Origin of the sequence: Bradyrhizobium sp. LB11.1 (assembly GCF_040549385.1) — a bacterium.
GTDB lineage: Bacteria > Pseudomonadota > Alphaproteobacteria > Rhizobiales > Xanthobacteraceae > Bradyrhizobium.
This window is the reverse complement of record NZ_JBEPTH010000003.1, coordinates 289,392-304,653: the sequence shown is the minus strand read 5'-3', so window position 1 is coordinate 304,653 and position 15,262 is coordinate 289,392. Positions and strand designations below refer to the sequence as shown.

General features: G+C 64.1%; 9 protein-coding genes. 4 read left to right on the top strand and 5 right to left on the bottom strand.

What is annotated here, in order from left to right; all coding sequences use genetic code 11:
- Window positions 1-91: 91 nt before the first annotated feature.
- On the top strand, window positions 92-2,071 hold the full coding sequence (locus ABIA96_RS09095) for an AfsR/SARP family transcriptional regulator (protein WP_354136706.1): 1,980 nt from the start codon (window positions 92-94) through the stop codon (window positions 2,069-2,071).
- Window positions 2,072-2,290: 219 nt separating this feature from the next.
- On the opposite strand, the gene ABIA96_RS09090 is transcribed toward ABIA96_RS09095, so the two are convergent.
- The 4 genes from ABIA96_RS09090 to ABIA96_RS09075 all read right to left on the bottom strand — a co-directional run bounded on the left by ABIA96_RS09090 (window position 2,291) and on the right by ABIA96_RS09075 (window position 8,228).
- Entirely contained in the window at window positions 2,291-4,123 is a 1,833-nt protein-coding gene (locus ABIA96_RS09090; RefSeq protein WP_354136705.1) for a caspase family protein, read from the bottom strand.
- A gap of 180 nt (window positions 4,124-4,303) precedes the next feature.
- Window positions 4,304-4,894, bottom strand: a complete 591-nt coding sequence (locus ABIA96_RS09085) for an Isoquinoline 1-oxidoreductase subunit (RefSeq protein WP_502918809.1) — start codon at window positions 4,892-4,894, stop codon at window positions 4,304-4,306.
- Between the two features lie 29 nt (window positions 4,895-4,923).
- Window positions 4,924-5,448: a (2Fe-2S)-binding protein gene (locus ABIA96_RS09080; protein ID WP_354136703.1), complete on the bottom strand. Its 525-nt coding sequence runs from the start codon at window positions 5,446-5,448 to the stop codon at window positions 4,924-4,926.
- Complete coding sequence (locus tag ABIA96_RS09075; RefSeq protein WP_354136702.1) at window positions 5,445-8,228, bottom strand: xanthine dehydrogenase family protein molybdopterin-binding subunit; 2,784 nt, start codon at window positions 8,226-8,228, stop codon at window positions 5,445-5,447. The genes ABIA96_RS09080 and ABIA96_RS09075 overlap by 4 nt, the downstream gene beginning before the upstream one ends.
- A 255-nt stretch (window positions 8,229-8,483) precedes the next feature.
- Here ABIA96_RS09075 and ABIA96_RS09070 point away from each other — a divergent pair, with 255 nt between their 5' ends.
- The gene (locus tag ABIA96_RS09070; protein ID WP_354136701.1) at window positions 8,484-10,082 is read left to right on the top strand and encodes a multicopper oxidase family protein; all 1,599 of its coding nucleotides are present in this window, start codon (window positions 8,484-8,486) and stop codon (window positions 10,080-10,082) included.
- A gap of 120 nt (window positions 10,083-10,202) precedes the next feature.
- Window positions 10,203-11,825, top strand: a complete 1,623-nt coding sequence (locus ABIA96_RS09065) for an ABC-F family ATP-binding cassette domain-containing protein (RefSeq protein ID WP_354136700.1) — start codon at window positions 10,203-10,205, stop codon at window positions 11,823-11,825.
- 188 nt (window positions 11,826-12,013) lie between these two features.
- Here the strand turns inward: ABIA96_RS09065 and ABIA96_RS09060 are convergent, their stop codons facing one another.
- The gene (locus ABIA96_RS09060; protein ID WP_354136699.1) at window positions 12,014-12,853 is read right to left on the bottom strand and encodes an alkaline phosphatase family protein; all 840 of its coding nucleotides are present in this window, start codon (window positions 12,851-12,853) and stop codon (window positions 12,014-12,016) included.
- 1,427 nt (window positions 12,854-14,280) lie between these two features.
- Between ABIA96_RS09060 and ABIA96_RS09055 the strand changes: the two genes are divergently transcribed.
- Window positions 14,281-15,156 (top strand): MBL fold metallo-hydrolase, encoded by an 876-nt coding sequence (locus ABIA96_RS09055; protein WP_354136698.1) that lies wholly within the window; start codon window positions 14,281-14,283, stop codon window positions 15,154-15,156.
- The last annotated feature ends 106 nt before the right edge of the window (window positions 15,157-15,262 follow it).

The window sequence follows — 15,262 nt, the reverse complement described above, 5'->3', positions numbered from 1 at the left end:
GACTCGAATTGTGCTAGTCCCCGAGTTATCACACGATGTCCAAGACCTCCTGCTGTAGGCCGCCATCGTTGGAGCGAGCGTTGGAGCGATCATGGAAATGGCGAGCCTGCCGGCGGACCGCGTGCTTTTGTTGGGACCGTTGCAGGTCATCCGGAATGGAAGCTCGCTGCCCCAGCCGCCTTCGCGCAAGGTCCGCGCTCTCCTTGCCTACCTCGCGATGGCGGCGCGGCCTATCTCCCGCGAAAAACTGTGCGAGCTGCTTTGGGATGTCGCCGATGATCCGCGAGCCGAGTTGCGCTGGTGCCTTTCCAAGCTGCGGCCATTGGTCGACGGTCCGGCAGCAATCCGGCTGATCGCCGATCGCAAGCAGGTTCAGATCGAAGCCAATGCGCTCGAAGTCGACGCCCTCAGGGTTGCGCGGCAAATCGAAACGACGCTGACCAGTGGATCGCCGGGTGACCTTCGGTCGCTGCTAGCTCTATTCCGTGGCGACTTTCTTGAAGGCATCTCGGTCGAAAGGGCGCCATCGTTCGAAAACTGGCTCGCGGGCCAGCGGCACCGCTTTGGTCAAATGCGCCAACAGCTGCTGGAGCGCCTTGGCGCGATATTGTCGCCCGAGGATCGCATTGAAGTGTTGCGGGAGCTCATCGACGTCGCGCCGTTCGATGAAGCAGCTCACGTCGGGCTCGTTCGCGCGTTGACGAACAGCGCGCTCCATGCCGAAGCCAGGATGCAGATCGATGCGTCCATCAAGCGGTTTCAGAGCGAAGGCATTGACCCGGCATCGCTCAGATCGGCTTTTGCGACGGCGCAACAACAGCGTGCCAAACCTGCCAAGGCGAACCGCCAAGGCTCCAGCCCCGATGCCACGAGCCATCAGCAGGTCGCGCGCACGAGCCGGCCGATACTCCTCGTCATGCCGTTCGCGGCGGCGACACCCGAGGAGGTCGCAGACGCCGGCAGCGTTACCAGCGACATTATTTTCGGCATCGCCAAGCTGCGGAGCGTCAGCACCATCGCCCGGAGCACCGCATGTTCGTTGAGCGGTGAATTGCCAGCTGTCGCGGCCGCCCGCGTCAACGCGCAATATGTTGCGATCGGCCGCCTGGAGCGCCGTGGAGCGGAGTATCTCGCATCAATTGAGCTGATCGAGCCCGCAAGCGGACGTATCTTCTGGGCCAACGAGCTTTCTTGCAAAATCGGCGACGCTTTCTCCGCAGGGAAGCCATTGGCCTCGCAGATCGTGGCAGGTCTCGATGCGGAGATTCACATCATTGAACGCAACCGGGCCCTCCTCATACCGCCGACCTCGCTCGATGCATGGCAGGCGTATCATCGTGGCCTCGCCAATATGTACCGATTTACAAACGAGAATAATCGCGATGCGCAGAGGTTATTCAGCAGAGCAATCGCTCTCGACCCGACTTTCTCGCGAAGCTACGCCGGCTTGTCCTTTACGCACTTCCAGAATGCCTTCGTCCTGAAGACACGCGAAAGAGAGCAGGAAATCGCTTCAGCTCTTGACACGGCTGGACAGGGGCTAGAGGTGGACCCGAGCGATCCGGCCGCACATTGGGCGATGGGTCGAGCGCTGTGGCTTCGACGAGACCACGAGAGTGCAATTACCGCGCTTGACCAGGCCACGCGCTTAAGCCCGAGCTACGCATCGGCTCATTACTCCCTGGCAATGGTCCATTGCCAGATCGGGGACCCCGGGCGCGCTGTCGAAGCCGCGGACACCGCAGCTCTTCTCAGCCCTCTGGACCCGATGCTGTTTGCGATCTTCGGCGCGCGGACCTTCGGTCTGTTGCGGCTCGGAAAAACCGAGGAGGCGGCCGTCTTTGCCCTTCGCGGCGCCGAGCAACCCAATGCTCACATCCACGCGCGCGCGATCGCGGTCCTGACGCTCGCGACGGCGGGACGAATGGAAGAGGCCGACGCCGAATGGGCGCGTCTCAGACATCTCCAACCCGCCTATAATTTCAGACAGTTCGAAGATGCATTTCATCTGGTGGACGATCTCAGGCGCATCTACCAAAGGGCGGCAAGGGTGATGCAGATCCCGGGATGAACGTTGGATGGGCCCCGTGTTCCGCATTACGTGACAGTGCACTCAATTTAACGCGCTCCGCCCTAAGCGCCGGCTGGCGCGGATCGAAGTGCTGTCTGACGGTGATGATCAAGTGCACTGTCAACGTAATACCGAAATACCAAGCGGACATTGACCAAAGTGCTGGATACGTCTGCTTCACAGAAAATCGGCGCACCATATCCGTAAGAAGCGAACTCCTCAGTTGCAGACTTCGACAGCCATGCCGGCGCCGCCTCCACTCCGCATATACCCTGCCTGACCGCCCACGCTTTCAAGGCGACAGCCCGACCGAACTGGACGGCAGCCCGTACTGTTGCAATAGATCTGGCCCTTGGCCTGAGGCTTCGCTGGTGCGGCCTCGCCCTTCTTTCTCTCGTCGTCTCGCGGCTTGGCATCCTGACGGGTCGCAACAGGCTTCTTGTCCTGAACCTTCTCGCACCGGTTATCGTCGTTGACGCGATAGCCAGCGCGGCAAGCGATCTTCACGCATGCGTCGCCATCAGCCGTGAACCCGTGGTCGCAGACCAACGGGCAGACACGACCCTGCTTGCCCTTGATCGCATCAAGGGCGTCGAAGCTTGCCTGTTTGGTATCGAACTTCGTCCCGGCATGCTTATTGAATAGCGTGAGCGACCGCTGCGACGTCGCGTTCCACTCTCCGTCCGATGTTCCGATGAGACATCCCACGCGACGGAGTTCGGACTGGACCAGCTTAGCGGTCTCCTGCGGCGAGAGACTGGACGGCGATTGTGTTGGGGCGACTGCTGCGACCTGTTGCTCGCCCTCTGGCTTGTCGGCTGGTTGTTTTGCAACCAGCTCGGCAGCCGCCTTGTCGTTCTCGATCTTGTCGGCCAACACCTTCTTGGTTACGGCGGCCTCGGCATCCTTCCTGCGCTGCTCGGCTGCCGCCGCCTTGGCCTCCTCGACCTGCTTGGTCTTCTCAGCTGCAATTCGTACGTTCTCTGCAGCCTTGGCGGCGGCCGCCGCCTTCTCCTGTTCGGCCTTGTTCGCGCGCTCAGCCGTGAGCCGCGCCTTTTCGTCTTCAGCCTGGCGCGCCTTGGCGACAGCAGCCGCTCGCGCCTCTTCGGCTGCGACGTTCTTCAACTGCGCGCGAGCCAGGCCTGCATAGAACCCGTCGGGATAGGCCTGAAGGAATGCTTCCCATCCGTCCCGGTTTCCTGTCTGCAGGGCAAGCTCATAGTCCCTGCGGATTCCATCCTGCGAGTTCGCTTGCGGCCCTTGCGGCGCCGCCGCCACAGGCTTCGCGGGAATCAGCGCCAAATCATCGCCGCCGAGCGAACCGTAGACATAGGGCTCCTGCTTGTTGCCGGTTTTCTTCAGGACATCGTCGCGGACGAAGCGAAATGCCTTGCCCAGGTCCAGCCCCGGCGTGGGGAGGCGCTCGACCAGGGCCGCCGCGAACGGACTGTTTTTGGAGTCGCCATCTGACGCCGTCGACCCTGCCTTCGCTGCGAAAGCGATCATGGTGTTTGGGCTCGTCGGCTCGATCTTGGCGAGGCCGCGCCCGATGGCGCGGGCAGCGACCGTGCGCTTCATCGTCGTGGCGAACGGATTGTCGCGGCAGGCATCGAGAATGATGAGGCGAAGTTGCTTCGCGGGTTCGACCGCGAACAGCGCGCGATCCAGAGCAATCGTCTCGTCGAGAACGTCGCTATCGGTCTCCAGCGTTGCGTCCGTGGGGATCAGGTAGTTGGTGCCATCAAGTTCGATGCCATGCCCGGCGTAATAGATCACCGCGACCTCGGCATCCCTCGTCTTGCCGCCGAAGTCACGCAGCGCCCTGCGCATCTCCGCGACATTGAGGTCAAGCTTGATGTCGACCGCGTCGAATCCTGCTTTCTTGAACATGTTGCCGACCAGGGTGGCATCGTTCGCCGGATTGGTAAGCCGGGCCACGTTCTTGTAGGCCGAATTGCCGATGACCAGCGCCACGCGCCGTTCGGCCATCGCCGGCCCGCAAGCCAGCCAGACGGAACAAAAGGTCAAACCAAGCAGTCGAATCACGCCCATTGCTGCCCCTGATGCAATGCCGTCCAAATTAGTCAGAGCATGCCGGAAGGCAAGCCGCCGATCTGTGATGATGGTCACGCAAAGACCCGCGTCGGGTCATTAGCCATCGGTGCCGGCAAGAGAGGCGACTTCCGTCTTAACCCCGGAAGCCGGCATTCAAGAATGCCCGCACCAGCCTCATCACGGCGTCGGACACGCCGCTCCGGTCTTCACCCAGGCCTCGACCAGCGCGCCGGCCTGTGCCTGCGTGCCGGGGGCAGGTGAGCGGCCGAAGCCGGGCTTCCAGGCCCAGCCGACGAGGGTGTCCTTGCCGATGTGGTCGATCAGCGCTTCGACCTTGCGGCCGCCGTTGCGGGCGGGGTCCCTGATCTGCTCGCAGATCTCACCGACAGTCTTGCCTTCCCAGGCCATCTCGCGCGGGGCGAGGTGCCATTCGGGATGACCGGGCATGCGGCCAGGTTCGAAATTGGTCTTCTGGTGGCAGGTGTTGCAGCGCATGGCCTCCAGGCCGTGGCCGTCGGCTCCGCGTGTGACCGGTGGCTGGTGAAGGCGGGGCGTGTCGCCCTGGCGCGGGCTGTCGCCGGCTGGATGGCAATTGGTGCAGCGCGGATGCGTCAGCACCTTGCCGAGTTCGGTGAAGATCGCCGCCGAACGCTCTTCGGTGTCTGTGATGTTCGCGAAGCTCTCAGGCGAGGCGAGGCCGTGGCTCGTCGTATCCGACGCGGCGTAGCCTGCACAAAGGCTGCTCGTCAATGCCGCAATGACAGTCATGATCCTGACGTGTGACATCGCTGGCGCACTCATTTGGCGGCGACGAGATAGCGATCTGAATCGGCGAGGATCACGTCGCGCACGGCCTCGTGGTATTTGATGTAGCCGGTGCAGCGGCACAGGTGACCGTCGAGCGCGTCCGCGATGGTCTGCTCCAGCGCCGCGCGGGCGACCGGCGAGCGCGAGAGACGTTCGAGCAGCACCTGACCTTCATTGAGGAAGCCTGCGGTGCAATAGCCGCATTGGAAGGCGAAGTGATCGATGAAGGCTTGTTGCAGGGCCGAGAGCTGGCCGTCCTTCGCATGTCCTTCGACGGTGCGGATCGACTTGCCGTTGAAATTCACGGCCGGCGCGACGCAGGTCGGGCTGGTGGTGCTCGAGCCGTCGGGCTCGTCGACGATGATGGCGCAGCTCAGGCATTGCGCGGCGCCGCAGCCGAACTTGGTGCCGGTCATGCCGAGCATCTCGCGCAGGAAATCGTTCATCGAGAGATCGTCGCGGACATCCATCGGGCCATGTTTTTGGCCGTTGATGGTGAGGCTGAGGGTCGTCACGCGAGCACTCCCTTCAGGAGATTTGCAGTCACCGGCAGCGCGCGGAAACGATGGCCGGTGGCGTCATGGATGGCATTGATCAGCGCCGGCACGATCGGGATCATGACGACTTCCGCCATACCCTTCGGGGCCTCGTCAGGGGTGAGCGGCTTCAGCATCTCGATCTCGAGATCGCGCAAGGGAAGATCGGAGCCGCGCGCGACGAGGTAGCGGCCGAGATTCCATTCGCCGTTGCCGGGGCCGCCCTCGAAAGGTGGGAGCGTTTCGAGGAGCGCGTAGCCGACGCCCATGGCGAAGCCGCCATGGGATTGGCCCATCACCACCTCTGGCACGAGCGCGGTGCCACATTCGAACACGCTGTAGGCCTTCGCGATGCGGATCGCGCCCGTGGCGCGCTCGATCTCGACGCGGACGAGGGTGCCACACATCGAGGTGTAGGCGGTGCCGATGCGGTTATTGTCGGTTGGCGGGAACTTGACGCTGACACGATTGATCCGCTCGAACTTGTTGTTGCCGCGGCGGATCGCGAGCGCATCGATCTCGGCGCGATATCGCTCGCCGAACAGGGGGAAGCGCGCCCGCGACCAGGCCCAGCGCGAAAAACTGTGCGCGACCGCGCCGGTGATGAAGCCGTGCGCATGCGCGGTTGCGGCAAGCGTCGGCAGCGCCAGCGGCGCGAGGCCGGGCATCGTGAGCTGGCCGTGTTGCCAGCTCGCGCTCGCCCATTGCTTTGCGCGGGCGTCGGTCTTTGGAATGCGCCACAGCTCCAGTGCCGCAGGCCACAGGCCGAAGCGGAAGATCACGCGGGCGGCTTCCGCGGCGGAATGCGTGCCGACATGGGCGCCGATCGAGGCCGATGTCGCCGAGGAGATCGCGGGGACCCAACGCGGATTTCGCTCTGCCGTGTCCTGGGTCTTTTGGTCCATCGTGTAGGGATCGCCCGATGTGACGAGGCCGAGCACGTCGTAGCTGTCGACGCGCGCAACCGAAACCTCGTCGGCGATGGCGCCGAGATGGCGGGCGACGCGATTGGCCAGCGCCGTGCCGATGCCGTTGCCCATCTCGACATGGTCGCAGAAAATCGAAACCTTGCCGTCGGCGCCGAGCTCGACGCGGCCGAGCGAGCAGTCCGCGCCGGAGCCGTAGTCCTTGGTGACGCAGGCAACCCCGGTGCCGACCAGCCGATCACCTGAGGTTTGCCTGAGCTGCGCGCGCTGCTGCCAGATCGGATGCTTTTCGAGCTTGTCGAGGATTTCCGGCGTGCGCACCGAGACGATGTAGGGATTTCCGGTCATGGTCCGGCCGTTCTGCTTCAGTGCATTGCGGCGGCGGAATTCGATCGGGTCGAGTTTCAGCTCGGAGGCCGCTTCATCGATCAGCGCTTCGAGCGCGGTCATGGTCTGCAGCGTGCCATAGCCACGCATCGAGCCGGCCGTGACGCCGCGCGAATGCAGCGCGATCGTGGTGACGTCGACCTTGGGGATGTCGTAGATGCCGATCGCGCCTGTCGCGGCCACCACCGCGACATTGGCGGAGAAGTTCTGCAGCCCGCCGCCGTCGAGGATGTGATCGGCGGCGAACGCCTTGATCAGGCCGGTCGAACGATCGATACCGATCCGCGAGCGCATCTTGATCGGGTGGCGTTTGATGCCGCCCTGGAATTGCTGGTAGCGGTCATGCGCCAGCCGCACCGGCTTGCCGGGGAAACAGATCGCAGCGAGCGCGACGTAGAGGATGAACGGCGTGTGGTCGCGGCCGCCAAAGCCGCCGCCGACATGGGCGAACTGCGCGTTGATATGCGACGGCTTGTAGGGCGCGTGGGCCTTGCCGAGCAGGTGCGCCAGCGATTCCGCGGCCTCGTAGGGCGACTGCACGCCGAGCACCAGCTCGAGATTGCCGCCCTTATTGCCTTCCTTGCCGCTGTACCAGGCGAGCCCGCATTCCGGCTCCAGGAACATCGGGTCGACCGATTGCGTCTCGAACTCGCGGTCGAGCACGAGCAGAGAAGCGTCGTCCGCGGCCAACTCAGCGCGGATTTGATCGCCAAGCTTGGCCGCCTTGACGTAGTCGGCCGGCATCTCCCTGGCGAGCGGCGACCACACCGGCAGCGCTGTGGTCTGCACCTTCTTGGGCGAAACCCAGCCGGCCTGGATCGGCGAATAGATGTCGGGCTTGTCGGGCGAGGGGTCTGCGACACGGGTGAAGCGGTAGGAGCCGTAATCGGGCGCGATCACGGGGCCGGTTTCTTCACCGAACTTGACGAAGGTGCCGTCGCGAAGGACGAGGCGGGCCTGGTCGAAGGCGTCGAACTTTTCGAAGATCAACAGCGCGACCGGCTGTCCGAGATAGAGCGGCGTCTTGCCGAGCGGGCAGAACAGGTCGCCGGCATAGAATTCCGGCACCTGCGTGCCGATGCGGTCGAGATCATCAGCCGTGACGACGACCGAAGGCTTCAGCGGACCGGTGAGGCGGGCGAGGTCCATGCCGGTGTAGACGTGGGTGGCGTCATTGGCGCGCACCAGGATCGCATGCGAGGTGGTCTGCGGCCAGCCGGGCAGGTCGTTGGCGCGGAAGTCGGAGGCGTAGAGTTTTGCGCCGGTAACCTTTGCGACGCCGTCGACGCGGCCGGCGCCCTTAGTCGCGGGATTGAATTGCCCGCGTCCGGGCAGCGTCTCGTGTGCCGCGAAGGGCGCGTTTGCCGCCGCAGCGAGATGCGACAGGCTGACCGAAATGCCGCCCGCCGACAACCACTTCACGAACTCGCGTCGCGAAGGCCGCATGATCTCATCCTTGTACAAGGTTTTCAGGTGGTCGCGACGCTGACGGCATCGCTGCCAGGAACTCTGGAATGGGTACGCGCCAACGCTGGCCTGAAGCTGTCATGATTCGCCACTGCGAAATCAAAACCAGCGGCGCGTTACCATCCGATGAAGACGCCTTGCTCTCGCACGTGCCCGGATTGAGAAGCATGGTTTTCCCGCTTGATTTGCAGTCGAATCGAATAAGACGGTTCGCGACACAAGGGGCGGAGACGCATGCAGCACGATCCGAACGACGGCTCTCCGGAGCGCAATGTGGCGGGCACGGCGAGGCTGTCGCGGCGGCAGTTGCTCGGCGCGGCCGGGGCATTGTCGCTGATTGGAGGCACCGCCAAGGCCCAGCATGCCATGCACGACCACGCGGGCATGGCCCACGCCGCCGACATGTCGCCGACAATAGGCATGGTGCCGGAAGCGCCGCCGCCGGCCATGGACCAGCCGCTGGTCGAGCCGGAGGTGCGCCGGTCGGTCAACGGCGTGCTGAGCACGAATTTGCGCTGCGCCTACGCCTACCGCCAGATCGGCGGCGTCAGGCTCTATGTCAGGTCCTATGAAGGCGGCAGTCCCGGCCCGACCCTGCGGATGAAGCCCGGCGAGACGCTGCGCATCAAGCTGATCAACGATCTGCCGCCGAACCGCGACGGGTTGCCCGCCGACATCAGCCATCCGCATCAGTTCAACAACACCAATTTCCATTTCCACGGCGCGCATGCGAGCCCGAGCGGGATCGCCGACAATGTCATGCGCTCGATGGCGCCGGGTCACAGCTACAATATCGAGATCGCGTTGCCGGCCGACCATACCAGCGGCACCTATTGGTATCACCCGCACCATCACGGCAGCGCCGACATCCAGATGTCGAGCGGCATGGTGGGCGCCCTCATCGTCGAGGGCGATTTCGCCGGCGTGCCCGAGATCACGGCCGCGCGCGAGCGGCTGCTGGTGCTGACCCAGGTGGTCTATGACGCCAGCGGTATGATCGAGAATTTCGAGACGCTGTTTCCGGAGACGGCGACGCGCTTCCTTGCGATCAACGGCCAGCGCCGCCCCGTGATCGAGATGCGCCCCGGCGAAGTGCAGCGCTGGCGCATCCTCAATGCCGCCTATCAGGATGACATGCTGCTCGACCTCGAGAGGCACGATCTGCATGCGATCGCCTATGACGGCATCCAGCTCGGCGCGGTGCAGAAGCTGAAGCAGCTCCTGATCGCGCCCGGCCAGCGCGCGGACATTCTGGTCAAGGCCGGCAGCCCCGGCACCTACGCCTTCAGCGCCGCACCTTATGATCAGGGCCACCCGTCACCGGTCGGGCCGCTGGCCCGGATCGTGGTGGCGGGTGCGCCGATGGAGATGCAGCTGCCCGGCACCCTGCCGGCGCCGCCGCTCGCGAGCATCAAGGACAACGAGATCACCAACCGCCGCAAGGTGGTGTTGTCCGCGACCGCGCCGGAAGCCGATGCCGCCGGCCATTGGCAGGAATTCGAGTTCTTCGTCGACGGCAAGAAGTTCGATCCCGGCCGGATCGACCAACGGGTCAAGCTCGGCGCGGTCGAGGAGTGGACTATAGTCAACACGCATGACCACGACGACCACGTCTTCCACATCCACACCAATCCGTTCCAGGTGGTCTCGGTCAACGGCAAGGCGCTGGCCGTGCCGGAATGGCGGGATTCCGTCATCGTCGAGCGCAAGGGGGGCGAGGTCGTGTTCCGCTCGCGCTTCCTGGATTTCACCGGCGTCTACATGCTCCACTGCCACATGATGAACCATGAGGAGATGGGCATGATGCAGACGGTCGAGGTCTATAAGGCCTAGATCCCGGGCAAACTGGCGGGTTTTGAGGTCCGGCGAGGCGAAACCGGGTCCGGCCGGGCTTCCCCTGGGGGCCCGCATGGCTTATTACGCTGCAACGCAAAATTCCCCCAAAAGATAGTCATGATCCGCCTCGACAACGTCAGCAAGCAAGCCGGCCACCAGATCCTGTTCATCGAAGCCTCCGCTGCCCTCAACAAGGGCGAGAAGATCGGCCTCGTCGGCCCGAACGGGGCCGGAAAGACCACCTTGTTCCGGATGATCGCCGGCGAGGAACTGCCCGACGAAGGGCAGGTCTCGACCGATCGCGGCATCACCATCGGCTATTTCAACCAGGACGTCGGCGAGATGTCCGGCCGCAGCGCCGCGGCCGAGGTGATGAATGGCGCTGGCCCCGTCAGCGAGGTCGCGGCCGAATTGCGCGCGCTCGAAGCGGCCATGGCCGATCCTGACAAAGCCGACCAGATGGACGAAATCATCGCCCGCTATGGCGAGGTGCAGCACGCGTTCGAGGAGCTCGACGGCTATGCGCTCGACGGGCGTGCGCGCGAAGCCCTGTCCGGTCTCGGCTTCAGTCAGGAGATGATGGACGGCGACGTCGGCAAGCTCTCCGGCGGCTGGAAGATGCGCGTGGCGCTGGCCCGTATTCTTTTGATGCGTCCCGACGTCATGCTGCTCGACGAGCCGAGCAACCATCTCGATCTCGAAAGCCTGATCTGGCTCGAGAAATTCCTGCATGATTACGAAGGCACGCTGCTGATGACCTCGCATGACCGCGAGTTCATCAACCGGGTGATCTCCAAAGTGGTCGAGATCGATTCTGGCTCGCTGACGACCTACGCCGGCGATTACGAATTTTACGAGCAGCAGCGCGCGCTGAACGAGAAGCAGCAGCAGGCGCAATTCGAGCGCCAGCAGGCGATGCTCGCCAAGGAGATCAAGTTCATCGAGCGCTTCAAGGCGCGCGCATCTCATGCCGCGCAAGTGCAGAGCCGGGTGAAGAAGCTCGACAAGATCGAGCGGGTCGAGCCGCCGCGCCGCCGCCAGACCATCGCCTTCGACTTCCTGCCGGCACCGCGGTCCGGCGAGGATGTCGTCGCCTTGAAGAAGGTGTTCAAGGGCTACGGCAGCAAGCGGATCTATGACGGGCTGGATTTCATGATCCGCCGCAGGGAGCGCTGGTGCGTGATGGGCGTCAACGGCGCCGGCAAGTCGACGCTGCTCAAGCTCATTGCCGGGGCGAGCGAGCCGGACGAGGGCACGGTGGCGATCGGCGGCAGCGTCAAGATGGGTTACTTTGCCCAGCACGCGATGGATTTGCTCGACGGCGAGCGCACCGTGTTCCAGTCGCTGGAAGATCAGTTTCCGACCGCGGGGCAGGGGAGCTTGCGCGCGCTCGCCGGCTGCTTCGGCTTCTCAGGCGACGACGTCGAGAAGCGCTGCCGCGTGCTCTCAGGTGGCGAGAAGGCACGCCTGGTAATGGCAAAGATGCTGTTCGATCCGCCGAATTTTCTGGTGCTGGACGAGCCGACCAACCATCTCGATCTTGCTACCAAAGAGATGCTGATCACGGCGCTCGCCGATTTCGAGGGCACCATGCTGTTCGTCTCGCATGACCGCCATTTCCTGGCGACACTGTCGAACCGCGTCCTCGAGCTGACGCCCGAGGGCATCCACCAGTTCGGCGGCGGCTATACGGAGTACGTCGCGCGCACCGGGCAGGAAGCGCCGGGGTTGCGGTCGTAGCGTTGGGGCGGTAGCCCGGATGGAGCGCAGCGCAATCCGGGATTCGTGCCCCACCGGCAGTTGTGCGGGTGGATGGTCCGGCCCCGGATTGCGCTTCGCTCCATCCGGGCTACAACCAAATCGAGAGAGTTGCAATGAACTCGCGCGATGGGCGCCGATCGGCGCCCATCCTTTCTCACCGTCAGTCCCTACCGCAAAATCTCGTTCAGCACTTCGCCATCGACGCCGTGCGGCCTGACGCCCAGGATTTGCATGATGGTCGGGGCCACGTCGAGATTGCGCATGCGGCGGATCGTGGTGTTGTCGCGGATCCCGGGGCCGGAGGCGATGAAGGTCGCGCTCATCACCGGCAGCTTGGGATCGTGGCCGTGGGCGCCGTAGAAGTTTGGCATCAGACGGGCGACGCCGGGGTTTTGGATGCCGTCGAAATTGTAGCCCGGAGCCATCAACGCGAACACGTCGCCAAAATCCTGGCCGATGGTTTTGCTGGTGCACTGTCCGAGCCCGGCTTCGCACTGCGCGGGACGGGTCTCGACCACCGTGAAAATCTTCGCGTTATCGAGTGAGCCGTTGAACTTCGGGTTCGGGTCGGCTGCGTTTTGCACGGCTGCGGTGATCTGCGCCAGCAGCGCCTGGTAAGTCGCGGGATCGACGGTGCCGCCTTGCCCGCGTTGCTGCAGGTTGATGTAGATGTTGGCCGCGGGACCCGAGGTGCGGATCGCGACCTTGGTGGTATCGATGCCGGCGTCCTTCAGGATGTTGGTCATGCTGACCGAAGTGTGGAACGGCGCAAAGCCGTGGTCGGAGACGACGATGACGTTGCTATCGGGGCCGGCCGCGTCGCTGATCCGTTTCACCGCCTTGTCCGCGGTCTGATAGGCGAAGCGGATATACGACGCGTAGCGCGCGACCTTGGCGGGATCCTGGTTGGCGCCGATCGAGTTCGGGTCCTTCGGGTTGGTGCCCTGGCGGGGATCGGTGAGCAGGAACTGATGCTCGGAGCCGTCGGGTTGCTCGATATAGACCATCACGAGGTCGGCGTCGGGATGGTTGGATCGCGCGCTCGCCGATCTCGGCCTGATAGCGCACGAAGGTCTTGACCATGTCCTCGAACATCGCCTCGATCTCGACGTCGGGGAAATTGGTGAAGCCCGGGCTCAGCCGCTCCGGAATGCGGAAGTCGGCCTGCGGACGCCAGAAGCCGATGCTGTTGTTGATGTCGTCGACATCCGCTAGCACCGGCGCGTTGCGCGGGATGAAGTTGGCGCCGTAGCGGGCCAAGCGCACCACCGATAGATCAGGCGCGAGCTGCGAGACGAAATAGGCCGCGCCGACCCTGGAGCCGCTGCCGTCGAAGAAGAACGGCGCATTCTCGCCGCCGAACATGACATAGGCCGGTCCCGTCGCCGGCGGCGCGAACGGTCCCGCCGTGATGCCGCGGGTGACGTCGAAGAAGACGAGCGTGTCGTAATTCACCGTGTTGTCGTTGGTGGTGTCGAGTGCGGCAACACGGATGGCGTATTTGAGGTCGAGCGTTGCCGCGCTGGTGCAGGTTGCGGTCGTGGCCGACGCGCAAGAAAAGGTCTCGATCGGATTGGACGTCGCCAGCACCGGGCTGAACGAGAAGCGGCCGGCCGTCTGCAGCGCGGTGGCCACCGCCGGATCCGGAGCGAAGTCCGTCTGCGTGAGCGAAAAGCCCTGGGCACCGAGGCCGCCGAAGGCGCCGAACGGCACGGTGTAATCGGTGACGCGGATCGGCTGCGCCGGCTCTACCACGGTGCCGTTGATCGAGATGTCGGCGCCGTCGCCGCCCGGCCAGGTCGCGGTGACGACCTTCTTGCCCTGCTGGCGCAGTTGCACCCACAGCGGCAAGGCCGCCGGCCGCGGCGTGGGACCGAGCGGGCTCTCGCGGTAGCCGCCGATCGGCGCGGCGAAGCCGCTGAGGCTCGATGTGCTCGCCCCAACGATCGCCTGGAACGTGTTGGAGGGAATGTCGTTGTGGACGGCGGTGGAGCCGGTTGCGATTTCGATGTGCGAAACTGCGGGGAGCGATGTCCGCCGTGATCGTGGTCGCGCCCGTTGTCGGAACCGCGGTCGCGACCGTTGCCATCCTCATCGGCATATGCAGGCACAGCAGTGCCGGCCAACGATGCTGCGAGCGAGAGCGACGATATCAGGGAGAAAAGCCTTTTCTTGTCCACGTGCTGCCCCGTGTTTTGTGCCGCACAATCTGTGCGCGTTTCACCTGGAATGACACGTGGAGTATCGAGTGCCGCCGACGACGCGCGTGTGACGCTTGAACGACGCGCCTGCGTCGTTGCGCGATCGTTGTCGCAAGGGCCCAACTCACTCTCTCTCGCGAGCGTGATGGGAACTCGGCAACGCAGGCCTGCGATCACGCGTCTTGAACGCCGTGAACTCATTCGTTACGCTTGAGAAAAATCAGGAGGGGCGCGTGAAGCAGCTGAGGATCGGCGACATCACCATCGATGCGGTGATCGAGCGGGAAGGGCCGTGGCGGCGGCCGCAAGATTTTTTTCCGGCTTATGACGACGGCGTGTTCAGGCGACATCTGCCGACGATGGAGCCGGAGGTGTTTGATACCGCGCGCGGCATGATGGTCATCACCTATCAGACGTTCGTCGTGCGCACGCCGCGCTACACCATCCTGGTCGACACCTGCACCGGCGAGGACAAGGGTCATCCGCCGCCGTTCGACTTTCCCGGCAAGGAGCGCTGGCGCAACGAATTGTTCGCGCTCGGTATCGGCTTCGAGCAGATCGACTACGTCTTCTGCACCCATCTGCACATCGACCACACCGGCTGGAACACGACGTTGCGCGATGGCCGCTGGGTGCCGACATTTCCGAACGCGAAGTATGTCTTCCACAAGGGCGAGTACGCGGCCTGGGAAGCCGAGAATGCCAAAGGCAACAATCCGCCCGGCACAGTCTTCCGCGACAATTGCCTGCCGATCGTCGAGGCGGGGCAGGCGTTGCTGGTCGACGACGACTATGCGCTGGACGACACCGTCACACTGACGCCGACGCCGGGGCATTCGCCCTGTCATTGCTGCGTGAACATTTTCTCTGGGGGACAGCGCGCGGTGGTCGCCGGCGACCTCATGCACCATCAGATCCAGTGCCGCGAGCCGGACTGGTCGGCCAAGCCCGATTGGGATGCGAAGCAGTCGGCGGTGTCGCGGCGGAAGTTCTTCGCTTCCGTCGCCGACACCGACACGCTGATCCTGCCGATCCATTTTCCGGCGCCGACCGTCGGCCTGGTCAAGCCGCTCGGCGACGCCTTTGACTACCGCTACAAGCGGGAGTGAGGCTTTCCGCCGTTAGTCGGGGCGTAGCCCGGATGGAGCGAAGCGCAATCCGGGGCAAGACCATCCGCATCGTACGACCGTCAGCGTGGCACGGGACCCGGATTGC

Excerpts from the sequence above, each read along its gene's own strand:
- ABIA96_RS09095 (WP_354136706.1), top strand. The coding sequence starts at position 92 with ATGGAAATGGCGAGCCTGCCGGCGGACCGCGTGCTTTTGTTGGGACCG.
- ABIA96_RS09060 (WP_354136699.1), bottom strand. The coding sequence starts at position 12,853 with ATGGTCTATATCGAGCAACCCGACGGCTCCGAGCATCAGTTCCTGCTC.
- ABIA96_RS09065 (WP_354136700.1), top strand. The coding sequence starts at position 10,203 with ATGATCCGCCTCGACAACGTCAGCAAGCAAGCCGGCCACCAGATCCTG.
- ABIA96_RS09070 (WP_354136701.1), top strand. The coding sequence starts at position 8,484 with ATGCAGCACGATCCGAACGACGGCTCTCCGGAGCGCAATGTGGCGGGC.
- ABIA96_RS09075 (WP_354136702.1), bottom strand. The coding sequence starts at position 8,228 with ATGCGGCCTTCGCGACGCGAGTTCGTGAAGTGGTTGTCGGCGGGCGGC.
- ABIA96_RS09085 (WP_502918809.1), bottom strand. The coding sequence starts at position 4,894 with ATGACTGTCATTGCGGCATTGACGAGCAGCCTTTGTGCAGGCTACGCC.
- ABIA96_RS09090 (WP_354136705.1), bottom strand. The coding sequence starts at position 4,123 with ATGGGCGTGATTCGACTGCTTGGTTTGACCTTTTGTTCCGTCTGGCTG.